Origin of the sequence: Ruegeria sp. YS9 (assembly GCF_024628725.1) — a bacterium.
Lineage (GTDB): Bacteria > Pseudomonadota > Alphaproteobacteria > Rhodobacterales > Rhodobacteraceae > Ruegeria > Ruegeria atlantica_C.
The window spans coordinates 1,806,171-1,826,436 of sequence record NZ_CP102409.1 but is presented as its reverse complement, the minus strand read 5'-3'; the positions used below and the strand labels follow the sequence as shown (position 1 = coordinate 1,826,436).

17 protein-coding genes are annotated in these 20,266 nt (G+C 59.5%); 11 read left to right on the top strand and 6 right to left on the bottom strand.

Annotation, left to right across the window (positions count from 1 at the left end):
• Window positions 1–144: 144 nt before the first annotated feature.
• The 3 genes from hemA to ispG all read left to right on the top strand — a co-directional run bounded on the left by hemA (window position 145) and on the right by ispG (window position 3,896).
• Window positions 145–1,368 carry a 5-aminolevulinate synthase gene (gene hemA / locus NOR97_RS09280; protein WP_170343967.1) on the top strand — a complete coding sequence of 408 codons (1,224 nt, stop codon included), beginning with the start codon at window positions 145–147 and terminating at the stop codon, window positions 1,366–1,368.
• Between the two features lie 129 nt (window positions 1,369–1,497).
• A complete protein-coding gene (locus tag NOR97_RS09275) occupies window positions 1,498–2,703 on the top strand; it encodes a helix-turn-helix domain-containing protein (RefSeq protein ID WP_257598920.1) in 1,206 nt (401 codons plus the stop codon).
• Between the two features lie 71 nt (window positions 2,704–2,774).
• Window positions 2,775–3,896 carry a flavodoxin-dependent (E)-4-hydroxy-3-methylbut-2-enyl-diphosphate synthase gene (gene ispG, locus NOR97_RS09270; protein ID WP_170343969.1) on the top strand — a complete coding sequence of 374 codons (1,122 nt, stop codon included), beginning with the start codon at window positions 2,775–2,777 and terminating at the stop codon, window positions 3,894–3,896.
• Window positions 3,897–3,914: 18 nt separating this feature from the next.
• Here ispG and NOR97_RS09265 read toward each other — a convergent pair whose 3' ends face one another.
• Genes NOR97_RS09265 through NOR97_RS09255 form a run of 3 tightly spaced genes read right to left on the bottom strand, consistent with a single transcriptional unit; the run spans window position 3,915 to window position 7,147 of the window.
• On the bottom strand, window positions 3,915–4,985 hold the full coding sequence (locus tag NOR97_RS09265; protein WP_374041573.1) for an agmatine deiminase family protein: 1,071 nt from the start codon (window positions 4,983–4,985) through the stop codon (window positions 3,915–3,917).
• Window positions 4,986–5,009: 24 nt separating this feature from the next.
• Window positions 5,010–5,768 carry a DsbA family protein gene (locus tag NOR97_RS09260; protein WP_257598918.1) on the bottom strand — a complete coding sequence of 253 codons (759 nt, stop codon included), beginning with the start codon at window positions 5,766–5,768 and terminating at the stop codon, window positions 5,010–5,012.
• Window positions 5,765–7,147: a M48 family metalloprotease gene (locus NOR97_RS09255; protein ID WP_257598917.1), complete on the bottom strand. Its 1,383-nt coding sequence runs from the start codon at window positions 7,145–7,147 to the stop codon at window positions 5,765–5,767. The genes NOR97_RS09260 and NOR97_RS09255 overlap by 4 nt, the downstream gene beginning before the upstream one ends.
• On the opposite strand from NOR97_RS09255, the gene NOR97_RS09250 reads away from it, so the two are divergent.
• From NOR97_RS09250 to NOR97_RS09215, 8 genes are all read left to right on the top strand, one after another.
• The gene (locus NOR97_RS09250; RefSeq protein ID WP_257598916.1) at window positions 7,146–8,309 is read left to right on the top strand and encodes a pyridoxal phosphate-dependent aminotransferase; all 1,164 of its coding nucleotides are present in this window, start codon (window positions 7,146–7,148) and stop codon (window positions 8,307–8,309) included. The genes NOR97_RS09255 and NOR97_RS09250 overlap by 2 nt on opposite strands.
• A 66-nt stretch (window positions 8,310–8,375) precedes the next feature.
• Window positions 8,376–9,596 carry an N-acetylmuramoyl-L-alanine amidase gene (locus tag NOR97_RS09245; protein ID WP_257598915.1) on the top strand — a complete coding sequence of 407 codons (1,221 nt, stop codon included), beginning with the start codon at window positions 8,376–8,378 and terminating at the stop codon, window positions 9,594–9,596.
• A gap of 94 nt (window positions 9,597–9,690) precedes the next feature.
• Window positions 9,691–12,180, top strand: coding sequence for a penicillin-binding protein 1A (locus tag NOR97_RS09240; protein WP_257598914.1), 2,490 nt, complete (start codon window positions 9,691–9,693; stop codon window positions 12,178–12,180).
• 15 nt (window positions 12,181–12,195) lie between these two features.
• On the top strand, window positions 12,196–12,588 hold the full coding sequence (locus NOR97_RS09235) for a RidA family protein (protein WP_257598913.1): 393 nt from the start codon (window positions 12,196–12,198) through the stop codon (window positions 12,586–12,588).
• Window positions 12,589–12,682: 94 nt separating this feature from the next.
• A complete protein-coding gene (gene prfB, locus NOR97_RS09230) occupies window positions 12,683–13,810 on the top strand; it encodes a peptide chain release factor 2 (protein ID WP_170343977.1) in 1,128 nt (375 codons plus the stop codon).
• A gap of 1 nt (window position 13,811) precedes the next feature.
• Window positions 13,812–14,516 (top strand): M50 family metallopeptidase, encoded by a 705-nt coding sequence (locus NOR97_RS09225; RefSeq protein WP_257598912.1) that lies wholly within the window; start codon window positions 13,812–13,814, stop codon window positions 14,514–14,516.
• A 103-nt stretch (window positions 14,517–14,619) separates the two neighbouring features.
• The gene (locus NOR97_RS09220) at window positions 14,620–16,020 is read left to right on the top strand and encodes an amidase (RefSeq protein WP_257600854.1); all 1,401 of its coding nucleotides are present in this window, start codon (window positions 14,620–14,622) and stop codon (window positions 16,018–16,020) included.
• A gap of 26 nt (window positions 16,021–16,046) precedes the next feature.
• Window positions 16,047–16,832 carry a DUF2189 domain-containing protein gene (locus tag NOR97_RS09215; protein WP_257598911.1) on the top strand — a complete coding sequence of 262 codons (786 nt, stop codon included), beginning with the start codon at window positions 16,047–16,049 and terminating at the stop codon, window positions 16,830–16,832.
• A 9-nt stretch (window positions 16,833–16,841) separates the two neighbouring features.
• Here NOR97_RS09215 and NOR97_RS09210 read toward each other — a convergent pair whose 3' ends face one another.
• The 3 genes from NOR97_RS09210 to NOR97_RS09200 all read right to left on the bottom strand — a co-directional run bounded on the left by NOR97_RS09210 (window position 16,842) and on the right by NOR97_RS09200 (window position 20,257).
• Window positions 16,842–17,561, bottom strand: a complete 720-nt coding sequence (locus tag NOR97_RS09210) for a helix-turn-helix domain-containing protein (protein WP_257598910.1) — start codon at window positions 17,559–17,561, stop codon at window positions 16,842–16,844.
• Window positions 17,562–17,875: 314 nt separating this feature from the next.
• Entirely contained in the window at window positions 17,876–18,436 is a 561-nt protein-coding gene (gene ilvN / locus NOR97_RS09205; RefSeq protein WP_117868667.1) for an acetolactate synthase small subunit, read from the bottom strand.
• A gap of 69 nt (window positions 18,437–18,505) precedes the next feature.
• On the bottom strand, window positions 18,506–20,257 hold the full coding sequence (locus NOR97_RS09200) for an acetolactate synthase 3 large subunit (protein ID WP_170343980.1): 1,752 nt from the start codon (window positions 20,255–20,257) through the stop codon (window positions 18,506–18,508).
• Window positions 20,258–20,266: the final 9 nt, after the last annotated feature.

Sequence of the window (20,266 nt, the reverse complement as noted above, 5' to 3'; positions counted from 1 at the left end):
TGATGCAAATCAAAGTTGGGTTCACCTGTTCGGCTGTAACCAGCTGAATAAAGTAACACAAAGCTGCTGATACAGGTTAAGCTGTGGGATGTGGCAGACTAATTGCCCGAGGGAAACCGGAAACGGGCATTCAAGGAGGGTCCGTTGGACTATACTGCTCAGCTCGATTCAGCGATTGCCAGGCTGCATGACGAAGGACGTTACCGGACCTTCATCGATATCGAACGTCGCAACGGACAGTTTCCCCATGCAGTGCGTACGCGCCCCGACGGGTCGCAGCAGGACATCACCGTGTGGTGCGGCAATGACTATCTGGGCATGGGCCAGCACCCGGTCGTGTTGCAAGCGATGCACGAAGCGATCGACGCAACCGGCGCCGGGTCGGGCGGTACGCGCAACATCTCGGGGACAACGGTCTATCACAAACGGCTCGAGGCCGAACTGGCCGATCTGCATGGCAAGGAAGCCGCGCTGTTGTTCACCAGCGCGTATATTGCCAATGACGCCACCCTCAGTACGCTGCCCAAGCTGTTCCCGGGGCTGATCATCTATTCTGACGCGCTGAACCATGCTTCGATGATTGAAGGGGTGCGCCGAAACGGGGGCGCCAAGCGCATCTTCCGTCATAACGACGTGGCACATCTGCGCGAATTGCTCGAGGCGGACGATCCCGCCGCGCCCAAGCTGATCGCCTTCGAGTCCGTCTATTCGATGGACGGTGATTTTGGTCCGATCGAAGAAATCTGTGATCTGGCCGATGAATTCGGCGCCCTGACCTATATCGACGAAGTGCACGCGGTGGGCATGTATGGCCCGCGCGGTGGCGGCGTGACCGAGCGGGATCGCCTGGCACATCGGATCGACATCATCAATGGCACTCTGGCCAAGGCCTATGGCGTCATGGGGGGCTATATCGCGGCCAGCGCCAAGATGTGCGATGCCGTGCGGTCTTATGCGCCGGGCTTCATCTTTACGACATCGTTGCCGCCGGCGGTTGCCGCAGGGGCTGCGGCATCCGTTGCATACCTGAAATCCGCGCCTGAACTGCGCGAGCAGCACCAGACCCAGGCGAAGATCCTCAAGCTGCGGCTGAAGGGAATGGGCCTGCCGCTGATCGACCACGGCAGCCACATCGTGCCTGTGATCGTCGGCAATCCGGTACACACCAAAAAGCTCAGCGACATGCTGCTGGACGATTATGGCATTTACGTGCAACCGATCAACTTCCCGACCGTCCCGCGCGGAACCGAGCGTCTGCGTTTTACCCCGTCTCCGGTGCATGGACCCGACGAAATGAACCGTCTGGTGCAGGCGATGGACGAACTTTGGTCACATTGTGCGCTAAATCGCGCCGAACTTGCCGGATAACCTAACGCCAAAGTGTGCAACGAGTTTGCCGCGTGTTAAGCTTACGCTAACAAAACGAGTAGACGAATCATTGTGGGGATGATTCGCCACTTACGCGAAATACGCGACAGGCAGAATGGGGCAGCAGGGATGATTGGGCGCAGATCTCAGCGCGAATCCGAAGAGGACGTAGATGTCAGACCAAAAGGGTTTGACGACTATGAAGTTCGCCTAGGCGACAAGATGCGCGGTGAACGCGCAACGATGGGCAAATCTCTTCTGGATGTTCAGCGCGAGCTGCGGATCAAAGCCAACTATATCGCTGCAATTGAAAACGCCGACCCCGATGCGTTTGATACACCCGGCTTTATCGCCGGGTATGTGCGTTCCTACGCACGCTATCTGGGCATGAACCCCGATGAGACCTTCGCGACTTTCTGCCAGGAAAGCGGATTTGAGGTCGCGCATGGCATGTCCGCAGAGGCCTCGGTGGTGCGGAAGCCTTCCGGGGCTCTGCCTGCACGCGGCCCGATGGGTCGGGATCCGTTCATTTCGCCCAATACACCCTATATTCCGGGCAAGGAGTCCCTGGTCAGCCAGATTGAACCCCGCGCAATCGGTTCGTCACTGGTATTGCTGGCGGTGATCGGTGGCATCGGCTATGGCGGCTGGGCTGTTCTGAACAGAATTCAGCAAGTACAGGTCAGCCCGGTTGAACAAGCGCCGGTGGTTCTGTCTGATCTGGATCCGCTGGATGCGGCGCGCAGCAACGTGTCGGATGATGCTGCACAGGTGGCAAGTGCCGAAGCACTGGACCGTCTCTATCGTCCGCAGGCACTGGATGTTCCGGTGCTGGTTGCGCGGGATGCTCCGATCTCGACGCTTGATCCGCGCGAGGTTGGAACCTTCCGCCCGCCCGAATTGCCGCAGTTCGAAGTGGCTGAACTGCACACGGTCGAAAAACCCGCCCTGCCGCAAGTGGTCGAACAGATCGATACCACGCTCAAGATCGTGGCTGTTGATCCGGCATGGATGCGCGTGACGGCTGCGGATGGCAGCGTCATTTTCGAAGGCACACTGGGTACCGTCGAGCAGGGCAGTGTGTTCGAAGTGCCCCTGACGGAAGAACCGCCGTTGTTGCGTGCGGGCGCATCGGGATCCGTTTACTTCGCGATAAACGGTAAGCACTACGGCCCGGCGGGTGCTCCGGGCACGGTCGCCAAGGGTGTCGTTCTGTCGAAAGACGCCGTATCCGAGTCCTATGCCATCGCCGATCTTGAGGCGGAACAGAACAGCGCGCTCAAGCAACTGGTGGCGGAACTGCAAACCGAGGCGACAGAAACGCCCGCCGAGTGATCTAGCCATTGCGATAACCCCGTTGCCGAACTATCTACAATCGCAACTCAGGCAGACGCGGATCCGTCCTTATGTCCCTCAATCACGTGCGCCCATGGCGCGACATCTATCGTCGTAAATCCCGTCAAATCATGGTCGGCAACGTCGCCGTAGGTGGCGATGCACCCATTGCCGTTCAAACCATGACCAACACGTTGACCACCGATGTGGCGGCGACCGTGGCGCAGGTACAGGCGGCGGCTGAGGCTGGCGCTGACATCGTTCGCGTCTCGGTTCCTGATGAGGCGTCGTCCAAGGCGCTGAAACAGATCGTTCGGGAAAGCCCCGTGCCCATCGTGGCGGATATTCATTTCCACTATCGGCGCGGCATCGAAGCCGCCGAAGCGGGCGCTGCCTGTCTGCGCATCAATCCCGGCAATATCGGTGACGAAACCCGCGTGAAAGAGGTCATCCAGGCGGCGCGCGACCACAATTGTTCAATCCGGATCGGCGTGAACGCGGGCAGCCTGGAAAAGCACCTGCTTGAGAAATATGGCGAGCCGTGCCCCGAGGCGATGGTCGAAAGCGGGCTGGAACATATCCGCATCCTTCAGGACAATGATTTTCACGAGTTCAAGATCAGCGTAAAAGCCAGCGACGTGTTTCTGTCCGCCGCGGCCTATCAAGGTATTGCCGAGGCGACGGATGCCCCCATCCACCTGGGCATTACCGAAGCGGGGGGGCTGGTCAGCGGTACGATCAAATCGGCCATCGGCCTTGGCAACCTGCTGTGGATGGGGATCGGCGACACGATCCGCGTCAGCCTGTCTGCTGATCCGGTGGAAGAGGTGAAGGTCGGGTTTGAGATCCTCAAATCCCTTGGCCTGCGCCATCGGGGCGTCAATATCATCTCATGCCCGTCCTGCGCGCGACAGGGTTTTGATGTCATCAAAACCGTCGAGGCGCTGGAGCACCGCCTTGAGCACATCAAGACGCCCATGAGCCTGTCGATCATCGGTTGCGTGGTCAACGGGCCGGGCGAAGCGCTGATGACCGATGTTGGTTTCACCGGCGGCGGGGCAGGGTCCGGCATGGTCTATCTGGCCGGTAAGGCCAGCCACAAGATGTCGAACGATCAGATGATCGATCACATCGTGGAAGAGGTCGAGAAAAAGGCGGCTGAACTGGACGCGGCGGCTGAAGCGGCTGAATAGTCGGGTTCTTCGCTACATCTAAAAACCCGGCATCTGTTGTGTGGCGCAATGGATACCGCCGCCAAGTTCTCCCAGCAGATCAACGTCAAGTGTTACGACGTCACGTCCGGGATAGTGTCTTGCAAGTGTTTCCGACGCGATCCTGTCTGTTTCCGAGTCTCCGAACCGGGCCGCAATCACACCGCCATTGCAGACGTAGTAATTGGCGTAAGAGGCGACGAAATCCGGGTTCTTGACACGGCGGTAATGCGGTTCGGGTATCACGTCCATGTCCAGGCCCGCGGCAACCAGTCGATCATGGGTGTCCAACGCGGCCATGTGGAAAGGATCATGATTGTCCGGCTTATCCGGCAAGTTGATGATGCCGTGACCTGGGCCGGTAAAGCGGGCCAGACTGTCAATGTGATAATCGGTGATATCTTCGCCCCAGACACCTTCGGACCAGATCATGCGGTTGGCCCCGTAGGCCGCCAACAACCGGGCTTCGATCTCGTCCCGAGTGAGGCCGGGATTGCGGTTGTCATTCACCCACGTGCTTTCATGCGCCATGAGTGTCCCATGCCCATCCTGCTCGACGCCACCGGCTTCGCCGATCAGCCCGGTCGGCAACAGGGTCAGCCCCAGCCTTTCGGCCACTCTGCCAGCAATGTTCGCATCATGTGCGTGAACCTGCTTTCGCCCCCATCCATTGAACTGGATCTGTTTGATTGCAAGCGCACCGCGGTTGTTGATCGCGAACACCGGGCCTGCGTCCCGGCACCACAGATCTTCGGTCGGGACATCCCAAATCTCGACCGCCGCAGAAAGCCGTTTGCGGATATCTGCGTGATACTCTGATCCGGCCAGCAGTGTGACGGGCTCAAAAGCAGAGATCGTGTTTGCGATTACCGCTATGGTCCCCTGTACCATTTCCAGAAAAACGGGGTCGGGGTAGACGCTGCGGCTGACCGGCCATTGCATGAAAGTGCGATCATGCCGGGCGTCTTCGGCCGGGACGTGGAGGCCGGTTGCGGACTGCGCAATAGACTGGCCAGAGATACCCGTCATACCCAACGCTCCTCCGGCCACCAGAAATTCTCGCCGCTTCATGGCACGTTGCCGACAAATCCGGCCTTAGCCGCGTTCGGCACGTATGCCGTCAACGATCTGCTGCATCTGATCAGCTGGCAAATAGCCACGCAACATCTCTGTGCCCAACACAAACGAAGGCGTGCCCGAGATCTGCATCCGCTGTGCCAGAGCGCGGGTGCGCGCGATCTCATCCGTGACGCGATCGCTGTCCATCGCCGCGATGATCTCGTCGCTGTTCAGCCCCAACCCGTCCGAGATGCGGCGCAGGGAAACTTCGCTTGGCTCGCCGGTGAATTCCAGCAGGGCATCATGGACCTGCTTGTACGCATCATCGCCCGCCACGTGTTTGGTGGCCACGGCAAAGCGTGAGGACAGCACGGACGCATCACCCAGGATGGGGAGTTCCTTGATCACAAGGCGGATGTTGCCGTCTTCTGACAGCAGACTGGCCACTTCGGGCACGGCCCGGCGGCAATAACCACACCGGTAGTCCATGAACTCGACCAGCGTGATGTCACCATCCGGGTTGCCACCGACCCAGCTGTACCCGTCATCGAACAGTTCATCCGAGTTGGCGGCGACCAGTTCTTTGTCCGCAGCGGCCTCTGCAACGGCATTGCGCTGTTCCAGAATGTTGATGGCTTCGAGGATCACTTCGGGATTTTCCAGCAGGTATTCGCGCACCTGGGCACCAAATTCCGCTTTTTCGGCATCGTTCATCGCGTTCAGGTCCAGCGCCTGCGCCGAGGTTGCCGCCATGGAAAGCCCCAGAAGGGCGGGTGCAGCATGTCTGAGGATCATTTCCGTTTCCTTTTGTCTTTGTTGAGTCGTTCCGACGCAATCAACACGTCTTGCGCCCTTTGCCAACCCGGTGAGCCCTCGGGCAGTCGCGCCACGGCGCGTTTCGCGTGAATTCCGGCATCTTTCAACCGCCCTTGCAGCGCATACCGCTCTGCCGTCACGGTCGATGCCATACCATCATTGCCAACCTGAGCATAGGCCACACCAAGATCCTGCAACAGCCTGGCGTTCCGGTAATCCCGGGCGCGGGCTTTTTCCAGAACGCTCAAGGCCTGTTTGGTTTGCCCCTGCGCCAGCAACGCCCGCCCGTATCCAGCCAGGATCAGCGCATCGTTCGGAGCCATTTCAACAGCGTTTCCGTACGCTTCAACAGCCGCGCCTATTTGCCTGTTCTCCAACAGAATTTGCCCTTTCAGGTCATAGTAATACGGGTCATTCGGGCGCAGCGCCAGGGCCTCGTCGATGGCACGACGCGCGCGATCCAAATCACGGTTCTGATGATAAGCCGAAGCCTCGCGCATCAGGCGGATGTCCTGGGCGGTTTCCTCTTTGGCGCGTCGTAGCGTCCAACTGGGTGAGCGTAAAAAGGCCGACAGCTTGCCTTTGACGCGGGCAAACCAATAATCGGCATTGGCATTCGGAACCGCCTTGTCGCCGAACTCATCCAGAAACGCTTCGGCGGCGCGCAATCGTTCACGACTGGTGGGATGCGACCGCATATACGGGTCCTGATTGGCGACGCTCAGCAATTCCTGACCCGCAAATTTCCTGTGCAGCTTCACCATGCCGCTGGGGGAAATCTGAGCCCATCGCAGGTAGCTTGCAGCGCTTCGGTCGGCCGAGGCTTCTTCGGCGCGGGTATGGCCCAGAAAGCTGCGGATTGCGGCGCCCTGGGTGCCTGCGGCAATACCAATGGCGGCTTCACCCCCTCCGGCCGCAGCCGCAAGCAGGGCCAAAGCGGTGCCGAGGCCTGCATTGCGCCGCGCCGCCTTCAGGTTTTCGGCGCGGCGGGCCAGATGACCATTCGCGATATGCGCCGCCTCATGCGCGATCACCGCTTGCAGCATTTCGGGGCTTTCGACCGTAAGGATCAGCCCGTAATTCAAATAGATCGCGTTGTAGTCGATGACGAAGGCATTGAACGTGTTGTCATTGACCACAAGGATTTGAACCCGGTTGGTGTTCAGGCCGGCGGCGCGCAGAACCGGAAACGCCAGCTCGCGCAGGCCATGCTCGATATCGGGGTCGCGGATCAGGCTTTGCCCATGGGATTGCGTTGCCGCCGTCAGCCAGACGGCAACCGACAGTATCAGAGCCGGGATTGACGTCAGCCGGGATACGCGTTCAAAAGCCATGGCTGCAACATGGGAGATGGGCATGAGAAACTCAACCCGGTCCGGGGTCGATCCCTTCATCGTGATGGACGTGATGGAGGCCGCGCGCCGTGCGGAAGAAGCGGGCCGCCATGTGATCCACATGGAAGTTGGCCAGCCCGGAACCGGCGCACCCAAGGGCGCGACCGAGGCGCTGGCGAGGGCGATGGATCAAAGCCCGTTGGGCTATACGGTGTCACTGGGCTTGCCTGCGCTGCGAAAGCGTATCGCGCGGCTTTATGGGGATTGGTACGATGTGGACTTGAACCCGGGGCGCGTGATCATCACGCCCGGATCGTCCGGCGGGTTTCTGCTGGCTTTCACGGCATTGTTCGACAGCGGGGATCGGGTTGGAATCGGTGCGCCGGGATATCCGTCCTATCGCCAGATTCTCAGGGCACTTGGGTTGGAACCGGTCGATCTGCCGACCGCGCCTGAAAACCGTCTGCAACCCGTTGCAGCGGATATTCAGGGAATGGGCCTGAAGGGGCTGATGGTGGCTTCTCCGGCGAATCCTACCGGCACGATGCTGGATCACGCCGCCATGGGGTCGCTGATCGAAGCCGCACACGGGCAGGGGGCGTCTTTCATCAGCGACGAAATCTATCACGGTCTGGAATATGAAGCCAAAGCCGTGACGGCGCTTGAACTGACGGATGAGTGCTATGTGATCAACTCGTTTTCCAAGTATTTCTCGATGACCGGTTGGCGCGTGGGGTGGATGGTCGTGCCCGAGGATCAGGTGCGCGTGGTCGAGCGGATATCCCAGAACATGTTCATCTGCGCGCCGCATGCCAGTCAGGTTGCGGCACTGGCTGCGATGGACTGCGAGGACGAGTTGCAGGCCAATCTGGACGTGTACCGCCGAAACCGCGCGCTGATGCTGGAAGGCCTGCCCAAGGCGGGCTTCACGAACATCGCGCCGCCGGACGGGGCGTTTTACGTCTATGCCGACGTGTCCGATCTGACCGATGACAGCCGCGCATTTGCGGCCGAGATTCTGGACAAGGCCGGTGTCGCGGTCACGCCGGGTCTGGATTTCGATCCGAAACGCGGCCATACGACGTTGCGGTTATCCTATGCGCGTTCGACGGTCGACATTCAGGACGGGCTGGAACGGTTGCGCCTGTTCATGACCGAGCGGAAGGCGATCGGGGAACCTGCCTGAGCCGTTCACAAATCAGCCCTTGTGGTATAGGCTGCCCGGCAAGCGATCTCGGGAAAACTTGAGGCCATGAGCAGGATCATCTTTTGCATCGCCCTGATCTGGGCGCTGGCAGGCAGTGCCGTCGCGCAGGATTTCAGCGCGCTGGCACGCATTCAACCTGACCAAAGCCGCATCACGGATGTGGGGCGAACCGGCGTTCGCGTGGATATCGGCCTGAGCCAGGGGGTGCCGTACCGGATTTTCACCTTGCAGGATCCGTACCGGATGGTTCTGGACTTCAACGAAGTGGACTGGACCGGGCTGAACCGAACGAATTTTCTGCAATCCGAACGCGTCAGCGGCGTGCACTTCGGGGCCTATGTTCCGGGTTGGTCGCGGCTGGTGTTGGAACTGGGCGCACCGATGGCCGTAGACACAGCCGAGCTGTCGGTGGCCGAGGATTCGGGGGCGGCGCTGCTGTCTCTGAACCTCAAGGGCACGGATTTTGACACGTTCAACGCAACCGCAGGTGCGCCGCGCAATCCGGGTTGGGACTTGCCGGAACCGGCTGATGTGCCGCAGGCACCTTCGCGTTCCGCGGACCGACCGTTGCGCGTAATGCTCGATCCGGGGCATGGCGGGATCGATCCGGGCGCCGAAACCGATGACGTTGATGAAAAAACCCTGATGTTGACCTTTGCCCGCGAACTGCGCGAAGTGTTATTGCGATCAGGAGGTTACGAGGTTGTCCTGACCCGCGTTGATGATCAGTTCGTCTCGTTGGAACGTCGGATTGCCCTGGCGCATCGGGCTGGCGCGGATCTGTTCATTTCGCTGCACGCGGATTCCCTGTCGGAAGGGCAGGCCCATGGGGCGGCCGTCTATACCCTGTCTGCCGATGCTTCGGATGTGGCCAGTTCAAAACTGGCTGAACGACATGACCGGGGGGATTTGATCTCGGGCATCGATCTGAATGGTGCCGATGATCAGGTGGCTGATGTTTTGCTTGATCTGGCGCGCCAGGAAACGATGCCGCGGACCAGGTCGCTGGCCAGCGCGATCGCCAACGGAATGGCCCAGCAGGGCGGGCCGATGAACCGCAAACCGTTGCGGACCGCGTCGTTCTCGGTGCTCAAGGCGGCCGATATTCTGTCTGTTTTGATCGAGCTTGGGTTCCTTTCCAGCCCCAGAGACCGGGAAAACCTGAGAAATTCGGAATGGCGGGCGAATATGGCGTTGGGGATCTTTCAGGGGATCGAAGACTGGCGTCAGCAGGATGTGATCCGCAAATCCCTGATTGGCCAGTGACCTTACGGCGCAAAACGGCTAGAATGCGCTTGGTGTTTTGACCCTTGGGCGGTGCAACACTATATAGGCACCACCGCGAGAAAAAGGCAGTAACGTGATCCGGTTCATTCTTTCGATTTTCGGGGCGATCTTCAGTATCGTCACCTTGGGTATTTTCATGGTCGCACTGGTGATCGGTGCGGTGTTCTGGATGTATGGCCGCGATCTTCCCAGCCACGAATCCCTGGCCCAGTACAAGCCCCCGACGATCAGCCGGATCTATTCGGGCGAAGGCCAGTTGATCGACGAATTCGCGCAGGAACGCCGCCTGTTCACGCCGTCCTCGGAAATTCCCGATCTGGTGAAGCAGGCGTTTATTTCGGCGGAAGACAAGAATTTCTATACCCATCAGGGCTATGACCCGCGGGGGATCATCGCGGCAGGAGTCGAAGCGGTGCGAACCAAAGGCGGAACCGTGCGCGGTGCGTCGACCATCACGCAGCAGGTGATGAAGAACTTCCTGTTGTCGGGCGACCGCCGGGCAGAACGCAAGATCAAGGAAATCATCCTCGCCACCCGGCTCGAGGACACACTGGACAAGGAGCAGATCCTTGAACTTTACCTTAACGAGATCTTTCTGGGTCAGAACTCGTACGGTGTGACGGCCGCCGCGCAGACCTATTTCAACAAGACCTTGCAGGAACTGGCCCCGCACGAGGCCGCGATGTTGGCCGCAATGCCCAAGGCGCCGTCGGATTATCACCCGGTTCGGGAAAAGGAACGCCTGCTGGCCCGCCGAAACTATGTGCTGCGCGAGATGTACCAGAACGGTTACATCGATCAGGCGACCTATGAGTCCGAGGTCGAGATGCCGCTGCGCTCGGTTCAGAACGGCGATTTCGAAAGCTTCCGCACCGCATTGCCGCCGCGCGATTACTTCACCGATGAAATCCGTCGTCAACTGAGCGAGGACTTTGGTGAAGGTGAGTTCTTTACCGGCGGCTTCACGGTTCGTGCGTCGGTGGACGAGGAAATGCAGGTCGAAGCCGCGAAGGCCCTGCGCACGGCGTTGCAGAAATATGACCGGTCGCGCGGGAAATGGCGCGGCACCGGCGAAGTGATCCCGGAAGAAAAACTGGCGGATGAGGCACAGTGGCGCGAGGCGCTTTCGCTTCTGGAAATCCCGCGCGATGTGGTGCTGCCGACCCGCTGGTATCCCGCCGTGGTTCTGAATGTCTCGGATCAGCAACTTACCGTCGGGATCGAGGACGGCCCTGCGGATGGCACCATTCCGCGGTCCGATATCAAGTGGATGCAGGGTGATTTTGCGGCGAACTTCAAGCGCGGGGATGTGATCCTTGTGGTCGAGGGCGAAGAGGGGCAGTGGTCTGCCCGTCAGGTGCCCGAAGTTCAGGGCGCCTTTGTGGCGATGGATGTGAACTCGGGCCGCGTTCTGGCGATGCAGGGCGGGTTTTCTTATCAGGACACCGTGTTCAACCGCGCCACGCAGGCACAGCGCCAGCCGGGGTCCAGCTTCAAACCCTTTGTCTATGCCGCCGCGCTGGACAGCGGCTACAGCCCCGCAACCATCGTCGTGGACGCACCGATCGAGGTGAACACGCCACAGGGCTTGTGGCGGCCCAAGAACTCGTCGAACAAGTTCTACGGGCCGACCCCCTTGCGCACCGGGATCGAGCAGTCGCGGAACCTGATGACCATCCGTCTGGCGCAAGAGGTCACGATGCCGGTGGTTGCAGGTTACGCCGAACGCTTTGGCGTCTATGACCGGATGGGCGCGTTCCTTGCCAACTCGCTGGGGTCCGAAGAAACGACGCTGTACAAGATGGTCGCCGCTTATGCGATGTTCGCGAACGGGGGTCAGCGGGTCGAGCCCACTCTGGTCGACCGTATTCAGGACCGGTTCGGCAAGACCATCTATCGTCATGATGATCGTCAATGCCTGAATTGCAACTCGACCTGGCTCGAGCCCGACGAGGCCCCGACCCTCGTCACGGACCGCGCGCAGGTCATGGATGCCATCACGGCCTATCAGCTGACATCCATGATGAAAGGCGTGGTGGATCGTGGCACGGCCTCGCGCTATGTGAACCTGCCGGTGCCGACGGCCGGCAAAACCGGAACCACCAACGAATCCAAGGATGCGTGGTTCATCGGCTTTACCTCGAATATCGTGGCGGGCTGCTACATCGGTTATGACCGCCCGCGCCCGATGGGGCGGGGGGCTTATGGTGGGACCTTGTGCGGCCCGGTGTTCCAGAGCTTCATGGAAAAAGCCGTCGAAAAGTATGGCGGTGGGCCATTCAAGGTTCCAGAAGGTGGTCACTTCATCAAAATCGACCGTTTCAGCGGCGCCCGCCTGCCGGATGACGCCACCGGCGACTATGTCGTGGCCGAATTCTTCCGCGACGGTGTCGATGGGTTCATCGACCGTGTTTATGACGGTGGTTTTGCGATTGGTTCCGACCTGCCCTTGTTCGAGGAAGCACAGCGCGCAGGTGTGCAGGTTCAGACGTCGACGGGTGAAACCATCACGGTCGGGCCCAAGGCCTCGCAAGGCGATCTGAGTACCGGGGGGCTTTACTGACAGGGACTGACCAAGTTGGGTAAGACACCTCTGATTCCACATGCTTTGCTGGGTGCGCCCGGGCAGCTAAGCATCTCTCCGGGTGTCATCTCGGGAGGGCACGTGTTTCTCACCGGTATGACCGGGAGCGCGGCAGACGGTTCAATGCCGTATGATCCGGAACTACAGTTCCGGAACGCCTTTTCCAAGATTGCCGAGGTATTAAAGGAAGCGAACCAAGGTTTGGAGACTGTGGTCGAGATGACGACCTACCATGTTGACATGCGAAAGCATTTCGATCTGTTTGACCGTGTGCGCCTTGAGGTTCTGCCTGCGCCTTACCCGGCTTGGACCGCAGTTGAGGTTGCGGGACTTCGACGGGAGGGTGCCTTGGTTGAAATTCGGGCGATCGCACATCTTTCCGAGTGAGTCACGAGAGTCGCTCCATCCATCCAGCCTGTCTTGTGGTGTCTCGCACCTCTTGCTATCACGCAGGCCTGATTGAGCAAGTTGGGACAAGACCATGCGCGCCGAAACCCAGAACATCATAGCGGAAATCGAAAAGTCGCTGGAGCTGCTGGCGCAGCGCATGGACTATGAGACCGCGCCGCATCGCCTTGAGGAATTCAATGCGCGTGTCGAAGATCCCAACCTGTGGGACAATCCCGAAAAGGCACAGAAACTGATGCGCGAGCGGCAGATGCTGGTCGACGCGATCGAGACTTACGAGTCCATCAAAACCGACCTCAGCGACAATATCGAACTGATTGAGCTGGGTGAAATGGAAGAAGACGAAGAGGTCGTCCAGGACGCCGAAGCCGCGATCAAGGCGCTTCAGGCCAAGGCCGCAAAGAAAGAGCTTGAGGCGCTGCTGGACGGTGAGGCTGACAGCAACGACACCTTCCTCGAGATCAACTCGGGCGCGGGCGGAACCGAAAGCTGCGACTGGGCCTCGATGCTGGCGCGGATGTATGTGCGCTGGGCCGAGAAAAAAGGCTATACGGTCGAGCTTCAGTCCGAAACCCCGGGCGAAGAGGCAGGGATCAAATCGGCTGCGTACAAGATTTCCGGCCACAACGCCTACGGCTGGCTGAAATCCGAAAGCGGCGTACACCGGCTGGTGCGGATTTCGCCTTTTGACTCGGCGGCCAAGCGGCACACCTCGTTCTGTTCGGTCTGGGTTTATCCGGTGGTGGACGACAATATCGAGATCGAGGTGAACCCTGCGGACATCCGCATCGACACCTACCGGTCATCGGGGGCGGGCGGTCAGCACGTGAACACCACGGACTCGGCCGTGCGCATCACGCACATTCCGACCGGGATTGTCGTGACCTCCTCCGAGAAGTCGCAGCACCAGAACCGCGATATCGCCATGAAGGCTCTGAAATCGCGCTTGTATCAACTGGAACTGGACCGCCGGAACGCCGACATCAACGCGGCACACGAGGCCAAGGGGGATGCGGGCTGGGGCAACCAGATCCGGTCATATGTTTTGCAGCCCTACCAGATGGTCAAAGACCTGCGGACCAATTACGAGACCTCGGATACCAAGGGTGTTCTGGACGGCGATCTGGACGGCTTCATGGCGGCCACACTGGCCCTGAACGTGGCGGGCAAGAGCCGCTCCGAGGCACAGGGCGACAGCTGAGGTGAAGCGTAACAGCCCTTTCCTGTACGTTCTGAAAGGGCATTGGCAGCTTATCCTGATCACGGCCCTGGTGTTTTTGCTCTGGAATACACCGGTTGCGGTTCCACTGAAGATACTGGTCGTCTTTCTGCATGAGCTGTCTCATGCGGTGACGATCCTGATGACGGGCGGCTCGGTCGAGAGCTTTTCGATCTCATCGCAGCAGGGCGGCGTTGTCCTCGGCCGGGGCGGCAATCGCTTTCTCAGCCTGTCTGCCGGATATCTTGGTTCACTGGCGCTTGGCATGGCCCTTTTGATCCTTGCCCTGCGAACAAAGGCCGACCGCGCCGTTCTGGCGGGTTTTGGCGGTGTCATGTGTCTGGTGGCGGTGCTGTATATCCGCGACCCGTTCGCCCTTGTTTTCAGCATCGGAACCGGGGCTGCGATGATTGCTGCGGCGTGGTATCTGCGCCCCGATGTAAGCGATCTGGTGCTGCGCGTGATCGGATTGACCAGCATGATCTATGTCCCTTTCGACATCTTCGACGACACGATCCGACGGTCCGGCGCGCGTTCGGATGCATTCATGCTGGCCGAGGAATTCGGTGGCTCTGCCATGTTGTGGGGCGGGATCTGGCTGGTGCTCAGCTGCATGGCGATTGCTCTTTGCCTGCGCTATTGGCTTGGGGCTGACAGCAACCTGCATTTTCGCGGATCAGCGCGCTGACATTGCCGTCCGGGACTTCACTGAAAAGATACATTTAAACAGTGGGTTTAAATGATCTGAACTGCCCGCTAGGCTGCCGGAAACGACAATGGATTGGCGCGTCATGGACCTGACCCGGATATCGGCTACAGACCTTTTGAAACAGTTGGCCAGCCGGCAGGTTTCAGCCTCGGACGTGATGCGGGCCTCGCTGGATCGCATCGCCACGGTCAATGGTGAGGTGAATGCCATCGTCGCGCTAAGGGATTCAGATGATTTGATGGCCGAGGCGAAGGCCTGTGACGATGGTCCGATCACCGGCCCGCTGCACGGTCTTCCAATCGCAGTCAAGGATCTTGTGAACGTGGCGGGCGTCGTCTCGTCTCAGGGCTCACCGATGTTCAAGGGCTTCGTGCCGGACGCTGACGATCTGATTGCCACCCGGATGCGGGCCGCAGGTGCCATCCTGATCGGCAAGACCAATACGCCGGAATTTGGGCTGGGATCGCACACGTTCAATCCGGTCTATGGTGCAACGCGCAACCCTTATGACGCCAATCGTACCTGCGGTGGTTCGTCCGGCGGGGCGGCGGTTGCCTTGGCGACGGGCATGGTTGCGCTGGCCGATGGTTCGGACATGATGGGCAGCTTGCGCAACCCGGCTGCATGGAACAACGTTTACGGCTTTCGGCCAAGCTGGGGCAGGGTGCCTTCCGATCCCGTGGGCGACAGTTTTTTGCACCAGTTGTCGACACTGGGCCCCATGGCGCGCTGCCCCGAAGACCTGGGTGTTCTGCTTGATGTCATCTCGGGTCCGGACCCGCGCTTGCCGTTGGCCGCAGAAAGTGCCCCGGTGTCGCCGGTGACCGCCGCCGATTTGCACGGGCTGCGGATCGGGTGGCTTGGCGACTGGGGCGGCGCTTTTCCGACCGAGCACGGTATTCTCGACATCTGCAAAGACGCGATGGGCGTATTCGAAACGCGTGGAGCGCAGGTTGAGGACATCCCCCCGCCTTTCGATGCTGAAAAACTCTGGACCAGCTGGATCACCTTGCGGTCGTTCAGCGTGGCCGCAGGGCTGGAACCTTTGGCTTCGCAAAAAGAGCATTTGAAAGACACGGCGCAATGGGAGCTGGATCGGGGGCTGGCGATGAGTGCGATGGAGGTGCACCACGCCAGTGTCATCCGCTCGGAATGGTTCCGTTGCGCGGCGAACCTGTTCGAACGGTTTGACGCGTTGGTTCTGCCGTCTGCTCAGGTCTGGCCGTTCTCGGTTGATCTGCCTTACCCGACAGAGATCGCGGGCCGGGCCATGGATACCTATCACCGATGGATGCATGTCACGGTACCGGTCAGCCTGATCGGCCTGCCTTGTCTTGCTGCGCCCGCGGGGTTTGGCACGCAGGGGCTGCCCATGGGGTTTCAACTGTTCGGACCCAGAGGATCGGATCGAAAACTATTGTCAGTCGGAGCGGCTTACCACGCCGAAACAGATTGGCCGAACAAGAGGCCGGCGATGCCATAACGCCGGTCAGGGAGGAGGAAGACAACATGGACAAACCCTTTGGTGTTCCGGATATGCGACCGGTCGATACCGCCATGCTGCGCACTGCTTTGAAGCGCGCCTGGGCCGACTTTCGCCGCGCACCGCTGTTCGGCCTTGTTTTTGCGGGGTTTTACGTACTGTCCGGGTGGGCGATGGCATGGGTGACAGTTCAGACCGGAACAACCTTCTGGCTGGTGCTGGCGGCCATCGGGTTTCCGTTGATCGGCCCGTTTGCCGCTGTTGGTCTGTACGAGGTTTCGCACAGGTTGGAACAAGGCGAGCCGCTCGATTTTGGCGCGATCTTCGGGGTCGTGATGCAGCAAAGCCGCAGACAACTGCCCTCGATCTGCGCGATCATAGTCGTCGTGTTTCTGTTCTGGTTTTTTCTGGGGCACATGATCTTTGCCCTGTTCATGGGGTTGGCGACGATGACCAACGTGTCAACCTCGCTTGAGGTGTTTCTGACGCTGAATGGCCTGACAATGCTGGCAGTCGGCACGGCAGTCGGGGCGGTTTTTGCGACCGTTCTGTACATGATCACCGTTCTGTCGATTCCGTTGCTGCTGGATCGTGAACTGGATTTCGTGACTGCCATGATCACCAGTTTTTCCTACGTGTCAAAGAACTACCCAGTGATGCTGGCCTGGGGCGCGTTCATCGCGGTGCTGACATTTCTGGCGATGGTGCCCTGGTTTCTGGGGTTGCTGGTGGTCCTGCCGCTGCTGGGGCATGCCAGCTGGCATCTGTACCGGCAGATCACGCGGAACGATGAAGGGGAAACACCGACCTGAGACGGTAGGTTACAGGTGCTGAGCCACGTTGTTCGTCGACAATCGTGCAGCAGCAAAAATGGCCGTCGAGTCGTGCCCAAGGTATTTCAGCACAACGGGTTCGGGCCTTGTCGCATTTGCCGGACTGATGACTGACCCACGCCAATGAACTGCCGTTCCCGTAGGGTCCGGCGAGATCAGATAGACCCGGCTGTTGTGACCTTCCCGCTGCGAGGTCAGCATATAGACGGTGTCACCGCTTGAGGCCGCTATCCCCCGTATTTCCCGCGCTTTCGGTGTTGCCTCGGGCATTTCCGCACGCGACACGTAGCCACGGATCAACGTGCATTGGGCCAGGGGTCGGGCGTGCAGCAGGGTCATCCGGTGTTCAGCCGAAAGGCTTTCGATCACCGCGTAGAACCCGGGTGAAAACAGGGATTTCTCGATCGCATCCGCACCCGAGCCCAGAAACTCTGTCAGCGCCGGAGTTGCGGGGTGTTCTTCGATCTTTTCGATCTCGTCCAGCGGTTTCAGAAGAATGCGGGCATCGACATCGAAGAACCGGCAAATACGGTCCAGCACATCCGGTCTGGGAACGCTTTCACCGGAAAGATATCTGTTGAACTGGGTGCGGTTCACGCCAAGTTGGCGGCACAGCGCCGAGACCGAGCGATATCGCTTTGCCAATTGCCGAAGGTTCGCACCAAACATTGCGCGAAGCTCAGCAGGACTGCGAATGTCGTCGGTCATGGGTGCCCACGTCTTGCTCAGTTTCCGGAAGAAACCATCTTCGCACAGAAGCCAAAGCCCGGTGCGCATCGAAAAATCGTACAGAATGACCCCAAGCAACGTATCCCCACGTCGCGTTGCGGCTTCAAGGCTAACGGCCCTATGCGCAAAGGCAATAGGCTTTATCTGAAAATGACTGATCTTTAACAGGAAAAGCTGACCTTATGGCAATTTTAGCGCATTCAGATCGCCAAAGTTGCATTGCATATCGCCGGCCACTCTTAAAAGTGTTCCCGCCTTGGCCGCAAGACAAGTGCCAAGGCGGGACAGGTCGATCAATCGCCGCGCAGCAGGGCCGCCACGCCGGTACGGGCGATTTCCATCAAGCCCAGGGGGCGCATCAGATCGGCAAAGGCGTCGATCTTGTCGGGCGCGCCGGTGATCTCAAAAATGAAAGAATTCAGGGTACTGTCGACTACATTGGCGCGGAAGATATCGGCCAGTCGCAGCGCTTCGACCCGCTTGTCGCCTTCGCCGACGACCTTGATGATCGCCAGTTCACGCTCGACCGATGCGCCCTCGACCGTCAGATCATGCACGTCACGCACCGAGACAATGCGCCCAAGCTGCGCCTTGATCTGTTCGATCACCTGCGGCGTGCCGGTGGTGACGATGGTGATGCGGCTGAGGTGGCCGGTATGGTCCACCTCGGCGACGGTGAGGCTTTCGATGTTATAGCCGCGGCCCGAAAACAAGCCGATCACACGCGCCAGTACGCCCGGTTCGTTTTCGACCAGAACCGCAATGGTATGGCGTTCCTGAACGTCCGAGAAGGTGGGCCGTAGGTTATAGGCCGAATGGCGGGTGGAGCCTTTTTTGATATGTAGGGCAGACATTTACGTCCCTTTCATCATCCTTGACAGGTTGGGCGCAGCGCGGCGCTCAATCAAAACCGTCGAATTTTGTTAAACCAGAACCGAGCCCTTGGAGTCGATTACGCCCTGAGTCTCGGCTTCGCCCAGCAGCATCTCGTTATGCGCCTTGCCCGACGGGATCATTGGGAAGCAGTTCTCGTGCTTTTCGACCAGACAGTCGAAGATCACTGGACCGTCATAATTGATCATCTCCATGATCGCATCGTCCAGATCGGCGGGGTCGGAACACAGGATGCCTTTCGCACCAAAGGCCTCGGCGAGTTTGACGAAATCGGGCAGGGCCTCGGACCAGGAATGCGAATACCGCTCGCCATGCAGCAGCTCCTGCCACTGGCGCACCATGCCAAGGCGCTCGTTGTTCAGGATGAACTGTTTCACCGGCAGGCGATACTGAACGGCGGTGCCCATTTCCTGCATGTTCATCAGCCAGCTGGCCTCGCCGGCGACGTTGATCACCAGCGCGTCCGGATGTGCCATCTGCACCCCGATCGAGGCGGGGAAGCCATAGCCCATCGTGCCCAGCCCGCCCGAGGTCATCCAGCGGTTGGGGTCTTCGAACCCAAGATACTGCGCCGCCCACATCTGATGCTGACCCACCTCGGTGGTGATGTAGCGATCATGCTTTTTCGTCAGCTCTTCAAGACGTTGCAGCGCGTATTGCGGTTTGATCGACTTCTCGCTGTTGGTGAACGCCAGACAGTTGATCTTGCGCCATTCGGCGATCTGGTTCTGCCATTGTTTGACATTCGCGGCGTCCGTCTTGCGCCCGCGCGACTTCCAGATCTTCAGAATGTCCTCGAGCACATGCGCCACATCGCCGACGATCGGGATGTCCACCCGGATGACCTTGTTGATCGAGGACGGATCAATGTCGATATGTGCTTTCTTCGAGTTCGGCGAGAACGCATCGATACGCCCGGTGATCCGGTCATCGAACCGCGCACCGATATTGATCATCAGATCGCAATCATGCATCGCCATGTTGGCCTCGTAGAGACCATGCATCCCGAGCATTCCCAACCAGTTTTCGCCCGAGGCAGGATAGGCGCCAAGGCCCATCAGGGTTGAGGTGATCGGAAAGCCCGTTGCATCCACCAGTTCACGCAGCAACTGGCTTGCCGCGGGGCCGGAATTGATAACGCCACCGCCGGTATAGAAGATCGGTTTCTTTGCGGTTTCGATCGCGGCAACCAATTCGGTGATCTCTTCCAGATCTCCTTTCATCGCTGGTTGGTAATGCGAGGTCGAAGGTTTCGGGCTGGCATATTCGCCCGACGCGAACTGCACATCCTTCGGGATGTCGATCAGCACCGGGCCGGGGCGGCCCGAGGTGGCGACATGGAATGCCTCGTGCAGGGTTTCAGCCAGCGAGTCCGTGTCTTTCACCAGCCAGTTGTGCTTGGTGCAGGGGCGGGTGATGCCAACGGTGTCGGCCTCTTGAAACGCATCCGATCCGATCATGAAGGTCGGGACTTGCCCGGTCAGAACGACGATCGGGATCGAATCCAGCAACGCATCGGTCAAACCGGTGACAGCATTGGTGGCACCGGGGCCGGAGGTGACAAGCGCGACGCCCGGTTTTCCCGTCGATCGGGCATAGCCTTCGGCGGCGTGGATCGCGCCCTGTTCGTGACGCACCAGAATGTGGCGAATGTCGTTTTGCAGAAAGATCTCATCATAGATCGGTAGCACGGCGCCACCGGGGTATCCGAATACCGTGTCCACGCCCTGATCCTTGAGGGCCTGAACCACCATCTTTGCGCCGGTCATCTCACGTGTCATCTGCTTTGC